This is a genomic window from Pseudomonas sp. P179 (assembly GCF_000478485.2).
Classification (GTDB): domain Bacteria; phylum Pseudomonadota; class Gammaproteobacteria; order Pseudomonadales; family Pseudomonadaceae; genus Pseudomonas; species Pseudomonas aeruginosa.
Genome location: NZ_KI517354.1, coordinates 2,723,377 through 2,737,439, shown reverse-complemented (window position 1 = coordinate 2,737,439; position 14,063 = coordinate 2,723,377). Strand labels below are relative to the sequence as shown.

10 protein-coding genes are annotated in these 14,063 nt (G+C 67.8%); 4 read left to right on the top strand and 6 right to left on the bottom strand.

Features of this window, described 5'->3' with window-relative positions; translation table 11 throughout:
• The first annotated feature begins 5 nt into the window (after positions 1-5).
• Together HMPREF1224_RS25260 and HMPREF1224_RS25255 are read left to right on the top strand one after the other, a co-directional pair.
• Entirely contained in the window at positions 6-1,484 is a 1,479-nt protein-coding gene (locus HMPREF1224_RS25260; RefSeq protein ID WP_010793537.1) for a PepSY domain-containing protein, read from the top strand.
• An 84-nt stretch (positions 1,485-1,568) separates the two neighbouring features.
• Positions 1,569-2,189, top strand: coding sequence for a TetR/AcrR family transcriptional regulator (locus HMPREF1224_RS25255; protein ID WP_003084655.1), 621 nt, complete (start codon positions 1,569-1,571; stop codon positions 2,187-2,189).
• 36 nt (positions 2,190-2,225) lie between these two features.
• Here the strand turns inward: HMPREF1224_RS25255 and HMPREF1224_RS25250 are convergent, their stop codons facing one another.
• The 5 genes from HMPREF1224_RS25250 to hydA form a co-directional block, all read right to left on the bottom strand.
• On the bottom strand, positions 2,226-3,497 hold the full coding sequence (locus HMPREF1224_RS25250) for a cytosine deaminase (RefSeq protein WP_003084657.1): 1,272 nt from the start codon (positions 3,495-3,497) through the stop codon (positions 2,226-2,228).
• A complete protein-coding gene (gene codB, locus HMPREF1224_RS25245; RefSeq protein WP_003084659.1) occupies positions 3,487-4,737 on the bottom strand; it encodes a cytosine permease in 1,251 nt (416 codons plus the stop codon). The genes HMPREF1224_RS25250 and codB overlap by 11 nt, the downstream gene beginning before the upstream one ends.
• A gap of 181 nt (positions 4,738-4,918) precedes the next feature.
• Complete coding sequence (gene preA, locus HMPREF1224_RS25240; protein ID WP_074198644.1) at positions 4,919-6,196, bottom strand: NAD-dependent dihydropyrimidine dehydrogenase subunit PreA; 1,278 nt, start codon at positions 6,194-6,196, stop codon at positions 4,919-4,921.
• Positions 6,193-7,560, bottom strand: coding sequence for an NAD(P)-dependent oxidoreductase (locus HMPREF1224_RS25235; protein WP_003084667.1), 1,368 nt, complete (start codon positions 7,558-7,560; stop codon positions 6,193-6,195). Before HMPREF1224_RS25235 ends, preA begins: the two co-directional genes overlap by 4 nt.
• Before the next feature lie 94 nt (positions 7,561-7,654).
• Positions 7,655-9,094: a dihydropyrimidinase gene (gene hydA, locus HMPREF1224_RS25230; RefSeq protein ID WP_003099919.1), complete on the bottom strand. Its 1,440-nt coding sequence runs from the start codon at positions 9,092-9,094 to the stop codon at positions 7,655-7,657.
• Positions 9,095-9,709: 615 nt separating this feature from the next.
• Between hydA and HMPREF1224_RS25225 the strand changes: the two genes are divergently transcribed.
• Positions 9,710-11,200, top strand: coding sequence for an NCS1 family nucleobase:cation symporter-1 (locus HMPREF1224_RS25225; RefSeq protein ID WP_003084674.1), 1,491 nt, complete (start codon positions 9,710-9,712; stop codon positions 11,198-11,200).
• Positions 11,201-11,258: 58 nt separating this feature from the next.
• A complete protein-coding gene (locus HMPREF1224_RS25220; protein WP_003084676.1) occupies positions 11,259-12,542 on the top strand; it encodes a Zn-dependent hydrolase in 1,284 nt (427 codons plus the stop codon).
• Positions 12,543-12,738: 196 nt separating this feature from the next.
• Here HMPREF1224_RS25220 and HMPREF1224_RS25215 read toward each other — a convergent pair whose 3' ends face one another.
• The gene (locus tag HMPREF1224_RS25215; protein ID WP_003084679.1) at positions 12,739-13,962 is read right to left on the bottom strand and encodes a CaiB/BaiF CoA transferase family protein; all 1,224 of its coding nucleotides are present in this window, start codon (positions 13,960-13,962) and stop codon (positions 12,739-12,741) included.
• Positions 13,963-14,063 lie beyond the last annotated feature (101 nt).

Genomic DNA, 14,063 nt, shown 5'->3' with positions numbered 1-14,063 from the left:
CGTCGATGAAACGCTACCTGTACCTGTGGCACCGCTGGCTGGGCATCGGCTGCTGCCTGCTGATGGTGCTCTGGTTCGTCTCCGGCATGGTCATGCTGTATGTCGGCTATCCCAAGCTGACTCCGCTGGAACGCCTGGCCCACCTGCCCGAGCTGGACGGCTGCGAGGCCTGCGTACCGCTGCGGACGGCCCTCGCCGGCGGCGATGGAAAGACCCCGCGGAGCATCCGGCTGGCCAGCGTAGGAGGCCTGCCGACCTACCTGCTGGATGACGCCGACGGACGCACGCGTGCGCTGGCGGCGCGCGACGGCCGACCGCTGGCGGTGGACGCGGACAGGGTGCTGGCTTCGGCCCGTGCTTTCAGCGGCGAAGTACCGATGCAGTTGCAAGGGCGGATCGAGGAAGACGCCTGGACCCATACCCGCAACCTCGATCCGCACCGGCCGCTATGGCGGGTGCAGACCGCGGACGAGCAGGGCCGGCTGCTCTACCTGTCCTCGCAGACCGGCGAGGTGGTACGCGACGCCAGCCGCCGGGAGCGCGCCTGGAACTGGCTCGGCGCCTGGCTGCACTGGCTCTATCCGCTGCGCGGCGGCTGGTTCGACGGGCAGTGGGCGAACCTGGTGATCGGCCTGTCGCTGCTGGCGACCCTGGCGACCGTCCTCGGCATCCTCGTCGGCCTGCTCCGCTGGCGCTTCCGCAAGCCCTACCGCAGCGGCTCGCGCTCGCCCTATGCGGGCGGTTTCCAGCGCTGGCACCACCTCGCCGGCCTGCTCTTCGGCGCGCTGGTGCTGAGCTGGATCTTCAGCGGGCTGATGTCGATGAATCCGTGGAACCTGTTCGGCCGCGGTACGCCGCTCGACCTCGCGGCCTACCAGGGCGGTAGCTGGGACCGGGCGCTGCCCGCCGGACTGGAGGCGGACGCTGTCCTGCGGCGCTTGCGTGCCGCCGGGTTGCGGGTGCGCGAGCTGGAGTGGCGGGCGCTCGACGGCGAGCCCTATGCGCTCGGGCGCAGCGCCAGCGGCAACAGCCTGCTGCTGACGGCGGATGGCGAAATCCTCCGCGAGCTACCCGCGGATCGCCTGCTGGCGGCGGCTCGCGCGCTGCTGCCGGGCGTGCCGATGCAGGCCGAACGGTTGGAACGCTACGACTTCTATTACTACCCGCGCGAAGAACACAGCATGATGGGCTACCTGGAGCGGCGCCTGCCGGTCTGGCGCCTGCGTTTCGACGATCCCCGGCATACCTGGGTGCACCTGGATCCCTACAGCGGCGCGGTGGTTGGCGTGCTCGACGACGGTCGGCGCGGCAGCCGCTGGCTGTTTTCCCTGTTGCATAGCTGGGACTGGCTGCCGCTGCTGACCCGGCGTCCGCTGTGGGACCTGTGGATGCTCGGTTTCAGCCTCGGCGGCCTGGTGGTCTGCGCCAGCGGCTGCTGGATCGGCTGGCGTCGCCTGCGCGGCCGCCGTCCGAAGCGTCTCTGAGAGGGGCTACCTGGCAAGACTGGGCGTCGCCGCACGCCCGGATTTGCTGGTAGCCTTGGTTGAATTCGCAGTAATGGATCGCACATGGGCACACACAAGATCGAGATCCGCCGCCGCAACGTCGAGAAGATTCTCCTGGCCGCCGAAAAAGTCTTCGCCGAAAAAGGCTACGCCGGCACCTCCATGGGCAACATCGCCGAAGAAGCCGAACTGCCGCGCTCCAACCTGCACTACTACTTCAGCACCAAGGACGAGCTGTACCGCGACGTCCTCCTCGGCCTGCTCGAGGTCTGGAAGCAGGACGCCCTCTGCTTCGAGATGTTCGATGACCCAAGGGTGGTATTGACCAGCTATATCCGCGCGAAGATGAACCATTCGCGCACCCGCCCGCATGGCTCCAAGGTCTGGGCCAACGAAATCATGCATGGCGCGCCGCTGCTCGGCGCCACCCTCGACGACAGCCTCTACGAATGGGCCAAGATGAAGGAGGCGAAGATCCGCCAGTGGGTCGAGGAAAAGCGCATCCTGTCGATCGAACCGAGCAGCCTGCTCTACATGATCTGGGCCTCCACCCAGCACTACGCCGACTTCGGCTACCAGGTCGAGGTGCTCAACGGCCACCAGCCGCTCAGCGACATGCAGTTCGAAAGGGCGGTGCAGACGGTGACCAGCGTGGTCCTGCGCGGAATCGGATTGGAGCCCTGAGCAGCGGAGCCTTCGCTAGAAGGCTCTGGCGAAGGCTCAGCTGGCGCGGGTGAAGTCCACCGCTTCAGCCTGTTCGAGGAACACCGTGGTCTGCGCCGGGACCGTCTCGGCGAGCAGCCGTCCGCCGCGGATCGAGTAGCGCACCGGGACCTGCCGGCGCACCGCGTCGAAGCCGTCGCGGGCCGGCAGCACCAGCAGGTTGGCCGGATGGCCGACCTCGATGCCGTATTCCCGCAGGCCGAGGGTGCGGGCGCTGTTGCGGGTGATCAGGTCGAGGCCGCCGTCGATCTCGTCGTAGCCCATCATCTGCGTCACGTGCAGGCCCATGTGCAGCACCTGCAGCATGTTCGCGGTGCCCAGCGGGTACCAGGGGTCGAACACGTCGTCGTGGCCGAAGCAGGTGTTGATCCCGGCACCGAGCAGTTCCTTGACCCGGGTGATGCCGCGGCGCTTCGGGTAGTCGTCGAAGCGACCCTGCAGGTGGATGTTCACCAGCGGGTTGGCGACGAAGTTGATTCCCGACAGTTTCAGCAGGCGGAACAGCCGCGAGGTGTAGGCGCCGTTGTAGGAGTGCATCGCCGTGGTGTGGCTGGCGGTGACCCGTGCGCCGAGGCCGTCGCGATGGGCGAGCATGGCCAGGGTCTCGAGGAAGCGCGACTGCTCGTCGTCGATCTCGTCGCAATGCACGTCCACTGGCAGGTCGTAGCGCTTGGCCAGGTCGATGGCCTTGTGCAGCGACTCGACGCCCAGCTCGCGGGTGAATTCGAAATGCGGGATCGCCCCCACCACGTCGGCGCCCAGGCGCAGCGACTCCTCCAGCAGTTCCAGGCCGTTGGGGTAGGAGAGAATGCCCTCCTGAGGGAAGGCGACGATCTGCAGGTCGACCCAGGGCGCCACTTCGCCGCGCACCTCGAGCATGGCCTTGAGCGCGGTGAGGGTCGGGTCGGAGACGTCGACGTGGCTGCGCACGTGCTGCACGCCGTTGGCGATCTGCCATTTCAGGGTCTGCCAGGCGCGCTGCTTGACGTCCTCGTGGCTGAGCAGGGCCTTGCGCTGGGCCCAGCGCTCGATGCCTTCAAACAGCGTGCCGGAGCGGTTCCACTCCGGCTGGCCGGCGGTCTGGGTGGTGTCGAGGTGGATGTGCGGCTCGATGAACGGCGGCACGGCAAGACCGCCGGCGCCGTCCAGGCGCTCGCCGGCGTCGTCGGCGGCCTGTTCCATCGGCACCAGGGCGGCGATACGGCCATCGGCGACGCGCAGTTGCCAGAGACCTTCGCGGCCGCGCAGGCGCAGGTTGTCAATCAGCATGGAGGACCTCTTCTGGTTTGTTCGGGCTGCGGCTCAGCAGGGGATTGAGCAGCAGGTAGGCGATGGCGGCGCCGAGCACCGCGTTGACCGGCACTATCCCCGGCAGCCAGTGGCCGGCGGCGGTGCCGCAGGCGACGGCGAGGATCGCCGCCCAGTTGATCGCCTGGATGTCCGCGCAGGGGTGCTGGCGGTAGCGCCGGCGGCGACTCAGGTAGTCGGCGATGATCACCCCGCCGATGGGCGGGATGGCGGCGGAGAGGAAGGTCAGCCAGCCGACGAAGTGGTTGTACAGCCAGAGCGCGGCGAGGGTGCCGAGGGCGCCGTTGAGCATCGCCAGGAAGCGGCTGGAGAGGCCGGTGATGTTGGCGAAGCCGAGGCCGGAGGCATACAGCGCGTTGTCGTTGGTGGTCCAGATGTTCAGGCCGAGGACCAGGATCGCCGGGATCAGCAGGCCCTGGGCGATCATCACGTCGGAGATGTCCGACTTGCCCACCGCCGCCGCGCCGGCCGCGCCGAAGATGAACATCAGCGAGTTGCCGAGGAAAAACGCCACCAGGCACACCACCACGGCGGTACGCGCGCTGCGGCCGAAGCGGACGAAGTCGGCGGTGAGGGTGCCGGCGCTGACGAACGAGCCGACCACCAGGGCGATCGCGGTCGAGAGGCTCAGCGGCGCGCTCGGCGTCACCTGCTGCAGCGCCGCCAGGCCGCCGGCGTCGCGCACCGCGAGCCACACCGAGTAGCTGCCGAGAACGACGATCGCCGGGACCGCGATGGCCGACAGCAGGGTCAGACCGGCGATGCCGAAGAACACCGTGAGGGTCATCAGCGCCCCGGAGACCAGGATCAGCAGGTTGACGTCGAGGCCGGTGGCCTTGGCCACCGGGATGGCGAACATCGCTACGCCGACGCCGAACCAGCCGACCTGGGTGCCGCCGAGCAGCGCCGAGGGCAGCCAGGAGCCCTTGCTGCCGAACGAGTAATGCGCCAGCAGGTGGGTGGAAAGGCCGGTGCGCGCGCCGATGAAGCCGAGGATCGCGGTGTACAGGCCGAGCATCAGGTTGCCCAGCAGCACGGCGAGGAAGAAGTCGTCGTAGCTCAGGCCGGTGCCGAGGGTGCCGCCGGTCCACATGCTGGCGGAAAAGAAGGTCAGGCCGAGCATCACCACGCTCAGGGCCAGCGCGCTCTTGCGCGCCGCCAGCGGGACCGGTTGCTGGCTGTAGTTGCTGTCTGCGGACATGCGCGAGTCTCCGTGGGGCGCCGGCCGTCCGGGAGCGTCGGCCGGGCCGCGGCGAATGGTAGTCGAAGGCGGGTCGATCCGACAGACGCCGTTGCGCGTCGTCGGACCGCAGCGGCACGCAGGAAGCGTGCCGGCGCGCGGCAGGGCGGCGTCCGCCGGGGATGCGGGCGCCGCCCTGCGTTCAGGAGGCTTCGCGGTAGGGGTTGCGCGGATCCTGGGTCCAGTTGAGATAGGGCTTGCCGGTGTCCTGCGGCACCATTTCGATGCAGTTCTCCACCGGACAGGTGATCTGGCACAGGTTGCAGCCCACGCACTCGGCGTCGATCACTTCGTAGCGGTGCGTACCGTCGGCCCGGGGCAGGCTGGCGATGGCCTGGTGCGAGGTGTCCTCGCAGGCGATATGGCAGCGGCCGCAACCGATGCAGGCGTCCTGGTCGATGCGGGCGATCACCTGGTAGTTGATGTCCAGGTACTTCCAGTCGGTGGTATTGCCCACCGCGCCGCCGCTGAAATCGGACAGCCGCTGGTAGCCATGGCTGTCCATCCAGCGCGCGAGACCGTCCTGCATGTCCTCGACGATACGGAAGCCGTGCAGCATCGCCGCCGTGCATACCTGCACCGCGCCGCAGCCGAGCGCGACGAATTCCGCTGCGTCGCGCCAACTGCCGATACCGCCGATGCCACAGATCGGCAGGCCGCGGGTCTGCGGGTCGCGGGCGATCTCGGCGACCATGTTCAGGGCGATCGGCTTCACCGCCGAGCCGCAGTAGCCGCCGTGGGTGCTCTGGGTGCCGACCACGGGCAGGGCGACCATGCGCTCCAGGTCGACGCTGGTGATCGAGTTGATGGTGTTGATCAGCGACACCGCGTCGGCGCCGCCACGATGGGCGGCGCGCGCCGACTGGCGGATGTCGGTGATGTTGGGGGTGAGCTTGACGATCACCGGCAGCGAGCAGTGGGTCTTGCACCAGCGGGTGACCATCTCCACGTACTCCGGTACCTGGCCCACCGCCGCGCCCATGCCGCGCTCGGGCATGCCGTGGGGGCAACCGAAGTTCAGCTCGATACCGTCGGCGCCGGTGGCTTCCACCAGCGGCAGGATGTATTTCCACGACTCCTCGACGCAGGGCACCATCAGCGACACGATCAGCACGCGGTCTGGCCAGTCCTTCTTCACCTGGGCGATCTCGCGCAGGTTGATCTCCAGCGAGCGGTCGGTGATCAGCTCGATGTTGTTGATCCCCTGCACCTGGCGGTTCGGTCCGAAGTGCGCGGAATAACGCGACGACACGTTGACCGCCGCGGGGTCTTCGCCGAGGGTCTTCCAGACCACCCCGCCCCAGCCCGCCTGGTAGGCGCGGACCACGTTGTAGGCCTTGTCGGTGGGCGGCGCGGAGGCCAGCCAGAAGGGGTTGGGCGACTTGATGCCGGCGAATTCGATAGACAGGTCGGCCATCACGCAGCCTCCACGTTGAGCATGAGTTGGGCGTGGATCGCTTCCGCCGCCAGTTTGCCGTGCTGCACCGCCTGCACGGTGAGGTCCTCGCCGAGCGCCACGCAGTCGCCGCCGGCGTAGATGCCGGGGATGCTGGTGCGCATCTGTCCGTCGACCTGGATGCGCTCGCCGTCGCGCCGCAGTTGCGCTGCCAGCGGATCGCCCAGGCTGGCGCCTTCGAAGGCCTGGCCGATGGCCTTGAAGATGGCGTCGGCGGCCAGTTCGAAGTGCTCGCCGGTGTCGCCCAGGCGACCGTTCTCCAGGCGCGTGCGGGCGAAGCGCATGCCGCGCACCCGACCGTGCTCGTCAAGCAGTACCCGTTCCGGTCGGGCCCAGGTCAGCAGGCGCACCTGGCTGGCCTTGGCGATCTCCTGCTCGTGGCCGGTGGCGCCCATTTCCTCGAAGCCACGGCGGTAGACCAGGTTGACGTCGCGGGCGCCGAGCCGGCTCATCTGCACCGCCATGTCGATGGCGGTGTTGCCGGCGCCGATGACGATGCAACGGTCGGCGACGGGCAGGTCGAGCAGGTCGTCGCTCTGCCGCAGCTCGCGGATGTAGTCGGTGGCGGCGAGCAGGCCGGGGGCGTCCTCGTCTTCCAGGCCGAGGCGCTTGCTGGCGGCCAGGCCGATGCCGAGGAACACCGCGTCGTACTCGTCGTGCAGGGCGCCGAGCGCCAGGTTGTCGCCGAGACGCTGGCCGTGGCGCAGTTCGATACCGCCGATCTGCAGGAGGAATTCCACTTCGCGCCGGGCGAAGTCGTCCACCAGCTTGTAGCGGGCGATGCCGTACTCGTTGAGGCCGCCGGCCTTGGCGCGGGCCTCGAAGAGCACCACGTCGTGGCCGTGCATGGCCAGGCGGTGGGCGCAGGACAGCCCGGCCGGCCCGGCGCCGACCACGGCGATGCGCTTGCCGGTGGCTGGCGAGCGCTTGAACGGATGTTCGCCGAAGCCGGCGTGGTCGAGGGCGTAGCGTTGCAACTGGCCGATCAGCACCGGTGCGCATTCCTGGGCGTTGTTGCGTACGCAGGCCCGCTGGCAGAGGATTTCCGTGGGGCAGACGCGGGCGCAGCTGCCGCCGAGGATGTTCGCCGAGAGGATCTTCTGCGCCGCGCCCTGGACATTCTCCTGGGCGATGCTGCGGATGAACCCGGGGATGTCGATCTCGGTCGGGCAGGCGTTGACGCAGGGCGCGTCGTAGCAGTACAGGCAGCGGGCGCTTTCCAGGGCGGCCTGGCGGGCGTTGAGCGGCGGCGCGAGGTCGGCGAAGCGCTCGGCGAGCGTGTCCGCGCCGGCGTCCGGACGGGGGAGGTGGTTCAGGGAATCGATCACGGTTGTAGCCTCTCTTCTGGTTTCTTCTCGGGGCAGTCAACGGCAATACGGCACCGTCCGGCCTCTACGGGCCGGTCCGGTATTGCGGGAAGGATCAGCGCTCGACGGCGACCGGGCGCTGGCGTTCGGCGCGGCGGCCGAGCACTTCGTACACCGACGGGTAGGCCGGGCGCTCCACGTAGCGTCCGGCGCCGGGTTCGGCGCGCAGGTCGCCGGCGGCCCAGAGCAGCTTGCCCTGGCTGATGGTGTGGCTGGGTATGCCGCGCACGGTGCGACCTTCGAAGATGTTGAAATCGACCCGCTGGTGATGGGTGGCGGCCGAGAGGGTGCGGCTGCCCTGCGGGTCCCAGAGCACCAGGTCGGCATCCGCGCCGACGCGGATCGCGCCCTTGCGCGGGAACAGGTTGAAGATCTTCGCGGTGTTGGTGGAGGTCAGCGCGACGAACTCGTGCATCGACAGGCGCCCGCTGTTGACCCCGGCGTCCCACAGCAGCGCCATGCGGTCCTCGATGCCGGCCGTGCCATTGGGAATCTTGCTGAAGTCGTCGCGGCCCATGGCCTTCTGCTCGGCGCAGAAGCAGCAGTGGTCGGTGGCGGTGGTATGCAGGTTGCCGGACTGCAGGCCGCGCCACAGCGCTTCCTGGTGTTCGACGGGACGGAACGGCGGGCTCATCACGTAGCCGGCCGCGGTGGCCCAGTCCGGGTGGCGGTAGACGCTGTCGTCGAGCAGCAGGTGCCCGGCCAGCACCTCGCCGTAGACCGGCTGGCCCTTGGCGCGGGCATAGGCGATCTCGTCCAGCGCCTCGCGGCTGGAAATATGCACCAGGTACAGCGGCGTACCCAGCGTCTCGGCGATGCGGATGGCGCGGCTGGCGGCCTCGCCCTCGACTTGCGGCGGACGCGACAGCGGATGCGCCTCGGGGCCGGTGAGGCCCTGGGCGAGGAGTTTCTGCTGCAGGTGGAAGACCAGTTCGCCGTTCTCCGCGTGCACCGTCGGCACCGCGCCCAGCTCCAGGCAGCGCTCGAAGCTGGCTACCAGGGTATCGTCGGCGGCCATGATGGCGTTCTTGTAGGCCATGAAGTGCTTGAAGCTGTTCACCCCGTGCTGTGCCACCAGCTCGCCCATTTCCCGGGCGACCTCGTCGCTCCACCAGGTGATGGCGACGTGGAAGCCGTAGTCCGCAGCGGATTTCTGCGCCCAGCCGCGCCAGGTGTGGAAGGCCTCCAGCAGCGACTGTCGCGGGTTGGGGATGACGAAGTCGATGATCGAGGTGGTCCCTCCGGCCAGCCCGGCCGCGGTGCCGCTGAAGAAGTCCTCGCTGGCCACCGTGCCCATGAAGGGCAACTGCATGTGGGTATGGGGGTCGATGCCGCCCGGCATCAGGTACTGGCCACCGCCGTCGAGGACGTCGCAGCCGGAGGGGGTTTCGAGGTTCTCGCCGATGGCCTGGATGAGGCCGTTGGCACAGAGCACGTCGGCTCGATAACTCTCTTCGTGAGTAACCACGGTGGCGCCACGGATCAACAGGGACATGCCGTCTTTCCTCGCAGGCTGACCGGTCGTTGCCGGTTCTTGAAATTGTTTTTTCGCCATGCGCCGAGGACTTTTGTAATCCTGTCAGCGCTGACAGGATTCGAATCTAGATGCTGATCATCGATTGAGCAAGATTATTTTCAAATGGTTGTTTGAGTTTGTAACTTATTGATTTTAAATAATTAAAAATAAATATCACCAAAATGGTGAGGGTTCTCACCATTTTGACGCGCTTGACAAGAATTCAAAAAGGTCGAGATTTCCCATGCAAAATCAGCCGCTTGAAAGCCGTGTTCGAACGGTTGTGGGGAGATGAAAAAAGTTCGCCTGCACTCCTTTGGTTCCTGACCGGGGCGACAGGCTCGCGCATTTCCCCCGGTGACACGCCGGACTGCCCGTCGGCGTGTCACCGACGTTGTCGATGAAGTGTTTCAGATCAGTCGGTTACCTCCAGTAGACCGGCCTGCCCAGTGACGTCGCGGGGTTTTCGGCACGCTTATTGAGTGCCGCCCGCCACGGCATTGTCCGGACCGGAGGTGCAGTACTGGTGGTGCGGTACTCCGGCCATCGCATTAGCCCGATGAGCGAATAACTAAAAGAATTCTGGAGAGGCCCATGCAACAGAGCAGATCGGAAGTGACCGAGCGCGACGGCTTGGTCGAGCTGTCCGCCGGCAGCGACGTACTCGACAGCCCCCGCTACAACCACGACATCGCCCCGACCCGGGTGGAACAGCGTACCTGGAACAGGTGGCACATCACCGCGCTGTGGATCGGCATGTCCATCTGCGTGCCCACCTACACCCTCGGCGGCGTCCTCACCGCCTACTTCGGCCTCAGCGTCGGCGAAGCGCTGCTGGCGATCCTGCTGGCCAACCTGGTGGTGCTGATCCCGCTGACCCTCAATGCCTTCGCCGGCACCCGCTACGGCATTCCCTTCCCGGTGCTGCTGCGCGCTTCGTTCGGCATCATCGGCTCCAACGTGCCATGCCTGATCCGCGCCGTGGTCGCGTGCGGCTGGTTCGGCATCCAGACGCTGTTCGGCGGGCTGGCGATCCATCTCTTCCTCGGTTCGATCTTTCCCGCCTGGAAAGCCCTCGGCGGTACCGGCGAGGTGATCGGTTTCCTCCTGTTCTGGGGGCTGAACCTGTGGGTGGTGCTGCGCGGCGCGGAGTCGATCAAATGGCTGGAGACACTCTCGGCACCGCTGCTGGTGCTGGTCGGCCTCGGCCTGCTGGTGTGGGCGCTGCCGCACATATCGGTCAGCGAACTGCTGGCGCAGCCGCCGAAGCGCCCGGAAGGCGCCAGCGTCACCGGCTACTTCATGGCCGGGCTGACGGCGATGGTCGGCTTCTGGGCCACGCTGTCGCTGAACATCCCCGACTTCAGCCGCTATGCGCGTAGCCAGAAGGACCAGATACTCGGGCAGATCTTCGGCCTGCCGCTGACCATGTTCCTGTTCGCCGCCCTCGGCGTGGTGATGACCGCCGCCTCGGCTTCGCTGGTGGGCGAGACGGTTTCCGACCCGGTCAGCCTGATCGGCCACATCCCCAGCCCCGGCTGGGTGGCGGTGGCGATGGCGTTGATCATCGTCGCCACCCTCTCGACCAACACCGCGGCGAACATCGTCTCGCCGACCAACGACTTCCAGAACATCGCACCGAAACTCATCGGCCGCACCCGCGCCGTCTGGCTCACCGGTTTCATCGGCCTGGCGCTGATGGCCCACGAGTTGCTGAAGAAGCTCGGCTGGATCGTTTCCGACCTCAGCCTGGAAAGCGTCTACTCCAACTGGCTGCTCGGCTACTCCAGCCTGCTCGGGCCGATCGCGGGGATCATGGTGGTGGACTACTTCCTGGTGCGCAGGCAACGCCTCGACCTCGCCGGACTCTACCGCGACGACGTCTACCCGGCCTGGAACTGGCCCGGCTTCGCCGCCTTCGCGGTGCCGGTGGCGCTGACCGTCATGGCCCTCGGCAACCGCCAGTTCCACTGGTTCTACGACTACGGCTGGTTCACCGGCTCGCTGCTCGGCGGCGCGCTCTACTACGGCCTCTGCGGCCGCCGTGCGCGGAGCCCGGCGGCATTGGCCAAACCGCTGCCCTGATGGGCATACAGGCGGCCGGCGAGCCGCCGACACCTACTCCAAGCCTGAGGAGACGACAATGAGCACTGCCCGGAACGTCCTGCAATCCACCCAGCGACACATCGATGGCCAGCGCCTCTGGCAATCGCTGATGGATCTCGCCCGCCTCGGCGCCACCGCCAAGGGTGGGGTCTGCCGCCTGGCCCTGAGCGATCTCGACCGCCAGGCCCGCGATCTCTTCGTGCAATGGTGCGAAGCGGCCGGCTGCACGGTCAGCGTCGATCGGGTCGGCAACATCTTCGCCCGTCGTCCCGGGCGTAACCCGGACTTGCCCCCGGTGATGACCGGTAGCCACATCGACACCCAGCCCACCGGTGGCAAGTTCGACGGCTGCTTCGGGGTGATGGCCGGCCTCGAGGTGATCCGCACCCTCAACGACCTCGGGGTGGAAACCGAGGCGCCGCTGGAGGTGGTGGTGTGGACCAACGAGGAAGGCTCGCGCTTCGCGCCCTGCATGATGGGCTCGGGCGTATTCGCCGGGAAGTTCACCCTGGAGGAGACCCTGGCCAAGCGCGATGCCGACGGTGTCAGCGTAGGCGAGGCGCTGGACGCCATCGGCTACGCGGGAGCGCGCGATTGTCTCGGACATCCGGTGGGCGCCTATTTCGAGGCGCACATCGAACAGGGGCCGATCCTCGAGGACGAGGAGAAGACCATCGGCGTGGTGCTCGGCGCGCTCGGGCAGAAATGGTTCGACCTGTCCCTGCGCGGCGTCGAGGCACACGCCGGGCCAACGCCGATGCACCTGCGCAAGGATGCCCTGGTCGGTGCCGCGGCGGTGGTCGAGGCGGTCAATCGCGCGGCCCTCGGCCATCAGCCGCATGCTTGCGGCACGGTCGGCTGCCTGCACGCCTATCCCGGTTCGCGCAACGTGATACCCGGCGAAGTGAAGATGACCCTGGACTTCCGCCATCTGCAACCGGAGCGCCTGGACTCGATGATCGCCGAGGTCCGCCAGGTGATCGCCGCTACCTGCGAGAAGCATGGCTTGCAATACGAGCTGGTGCCGACCGCCGATTTCCCGCCGCTGTACTTCGACCAGGGATGCGTCGGCGCGGTGCGCGAGGCGGCGCAGGCGCTGGGCATGCCGCAGATGGACATCGTCAGCGGCGCCGGCCACGACGCGATCTTCCTCGCCGAACTCGGTCCGGCGGGGATGATCTTCGTGCCCTGCGAGAACGGCATCAGCCACAACGAGATCGAGAACGCCAGCCCCGACGACCTGGCCGCCGGCTGCGCGGTGCTGTTGCGGGCCATGCTCAAGGCCTCCGAGGCGATCGCCGGCGGCCGCCTGGCGGCCTGAGTGGCGCTTCCATCGAGGCGCCGGCATCGACCGCCTTCTACACGGGTACGGTAGGGCGAATAACGCCAGGGGCGTTATCCGCCGATGCGCGGCTGGGCGGCGGATAACCGCGTTGCGGTTATGCGCCCTACGTGGTGCTGCGCGGGGTACGGTGGGGCGTTGTCCGTCGATGCGTCGCTGGGGCGGGGCGCGGGGCTCAGATCACCTTGCCGTCGCGCAGCCTTTCCAGCGCGGCCGCGTCCAGGCCGAGGAGCGTCTCGAGGACCTCATCGGTGTGCTGGCCGAGGGTGGGCGGCGGGTTGCGGTATTCCACCGGCGTCTCGGACAGGCGGATCGGGCTGGCCACCTGCGGCACCGTCCCGGCCAGCGGGTGCGGTAGCTCCACGCGCAGGCCGCGGGCCTGCACCTGCGGGTCGGCGAACACCTGCGCCAGGTCGTTGATCGGCCCGCAGGGCACGCCGGCGCGCTCCAGGGAAAGAATCCACTCGGCGGTGGTGTGCAGCACCGTGGCCTGGCGGATCAGCGGGATCAGCACCTCGCGGTTGGCCACCCGCGCCTTGTTGGTGGCGAAGCGCGGGTCGTCGGCCCATTCCGGGTGGTCTGCCAGCTCGGCGAACTTGCGGAACTGGCTGTCGTTGCCGACCGTGAGGATCATGTCGCCGTCGGCGGTGGGGAAGTCCTGGTACGGCACGATGTTCGGGTGTGCGTTGCCCAGGCGCCGCGGCGGCACGCCGGTGGTCAGGTAGTTGAGGGTCTGGTTGGCCAGGCAGGCGACCTGCACGTCGAGCAGGGCCATATCGATGTGCTGGCCGATGCCGCTGACGTCGCGGTGGGCGAGGGCGGCGAGCACCGCGGTGGAGGAGTACAGCCCGGTGAGGATATCGGTCAGCGCCACGCCGACCTTCACCGGACCGGCGCCTTCCTCGTTGTCGGCGCGCCCGGTGAGGCTCATCAGGCCGCCCAGGCCCTGGATCATGAAGTCATAGCCGGCGCGCTTGGCATAGGGGCCGGACTGGCCGAAGCCGGTGATCGAACAGTAGATCAGCTTCGGGTTGACCTGCTTCAGCGATTCATAGTCGAGGCCATAGGCCTTGAGCCCGCCGACCTTGAAGTTCTCCAGCAGGATGTCGGCCTTGGCCGCCAGTTCGCGAACGATGCGCTGGCCTTCCGGCTGGGTGAAGTCCACCGTCACCGACTTCTTGTTGCGGTTGGCCGACAGGTAGTAGGCCGCCTCGCTGGTGTCGTTGCCTTCGGCATCCTTGAGGAACGGCGGGCCCCAGGCGCGGGTGTCGTCGCCGCTGCCGGGGCGCTCGATCTTGATCACCTCGGCGCCGAGGTCGGCGAGGATCTGCCCGGCCCAGGGGCCGGCCAGGACACGGGACAGGTCGAGTACGCGGATATGGGAAAGGGCGCCGGGCATGACGGTTCTCGCTGCTGGGGGCTGGAAACGGAAATGGCCGGGAAGACGGGTTCCTTGCCCGTCTCCCCGGCGGCCGGCGCGCTACCGTGAAAAAGCGCGCC

Excerpts from the sequence above, each read along its gene's own strand:
- HMPREF1224_RS25260 (WP_010793537.1), top strand. The coding sequence starts at position 6 with ATGAAACGCTACCTGTACCTGTGGCACCGCTGGCTGGGCATCGGCTGC.
- HMPREF1224_RS25255 (WP_003084655.1), top strand. The coding sequence starts at position 1,569 with ATGGGCACACACAAGATCGAGATCCGCCGCCGCAACGTCGAGAAGATT.
- HMPREF1224_RS25250 (WP_003084657.1), bottom strand. The coding sequence starts at position 3,497 with ATGCTGATTGACAACCTGCGCCTGCGCGGCCGCGAAGGTCTCTGGCAA.
- codB (WP_003084659.1), bottom strand. The coding sequence starts at position 4,737 with ATGTCCGCAGACAGCAACTACAGCCAGCAACCGGTCCCGCTGGCGGCG.
- hydA (WP_003099919.1), bottom strand. The coding sequence starts at position 9,094 with ATGTCCCTGTTGATCCGTGGCGCCACCGTGGTTACTCACGAAGAGAGT.
- HMPREF1224_RS25225 (WP_003084674.1), top strand. The coding sequence starts at position 9,710 with ATGCAACAGAGCAGATCGGAAGTGACCGAGCGCGACGGCTTGGTCGAG.
- HMPREF1224_RS25220 (WP_003084676.1), top strand. The coding sequence starts at position 11,259 with ATGAGCACTGCCCGGAACGTCCTGCAATCCACCCAGCGACACATCGAT.
- HMPREF1224_RS25215 (WP_003084679.1), bottom strand. The coding sequence starts at position 13,962 with ATGCCCGGCGCCCTTTCCCATATCCGCGTACTCGACCTGTCCCGTGTC.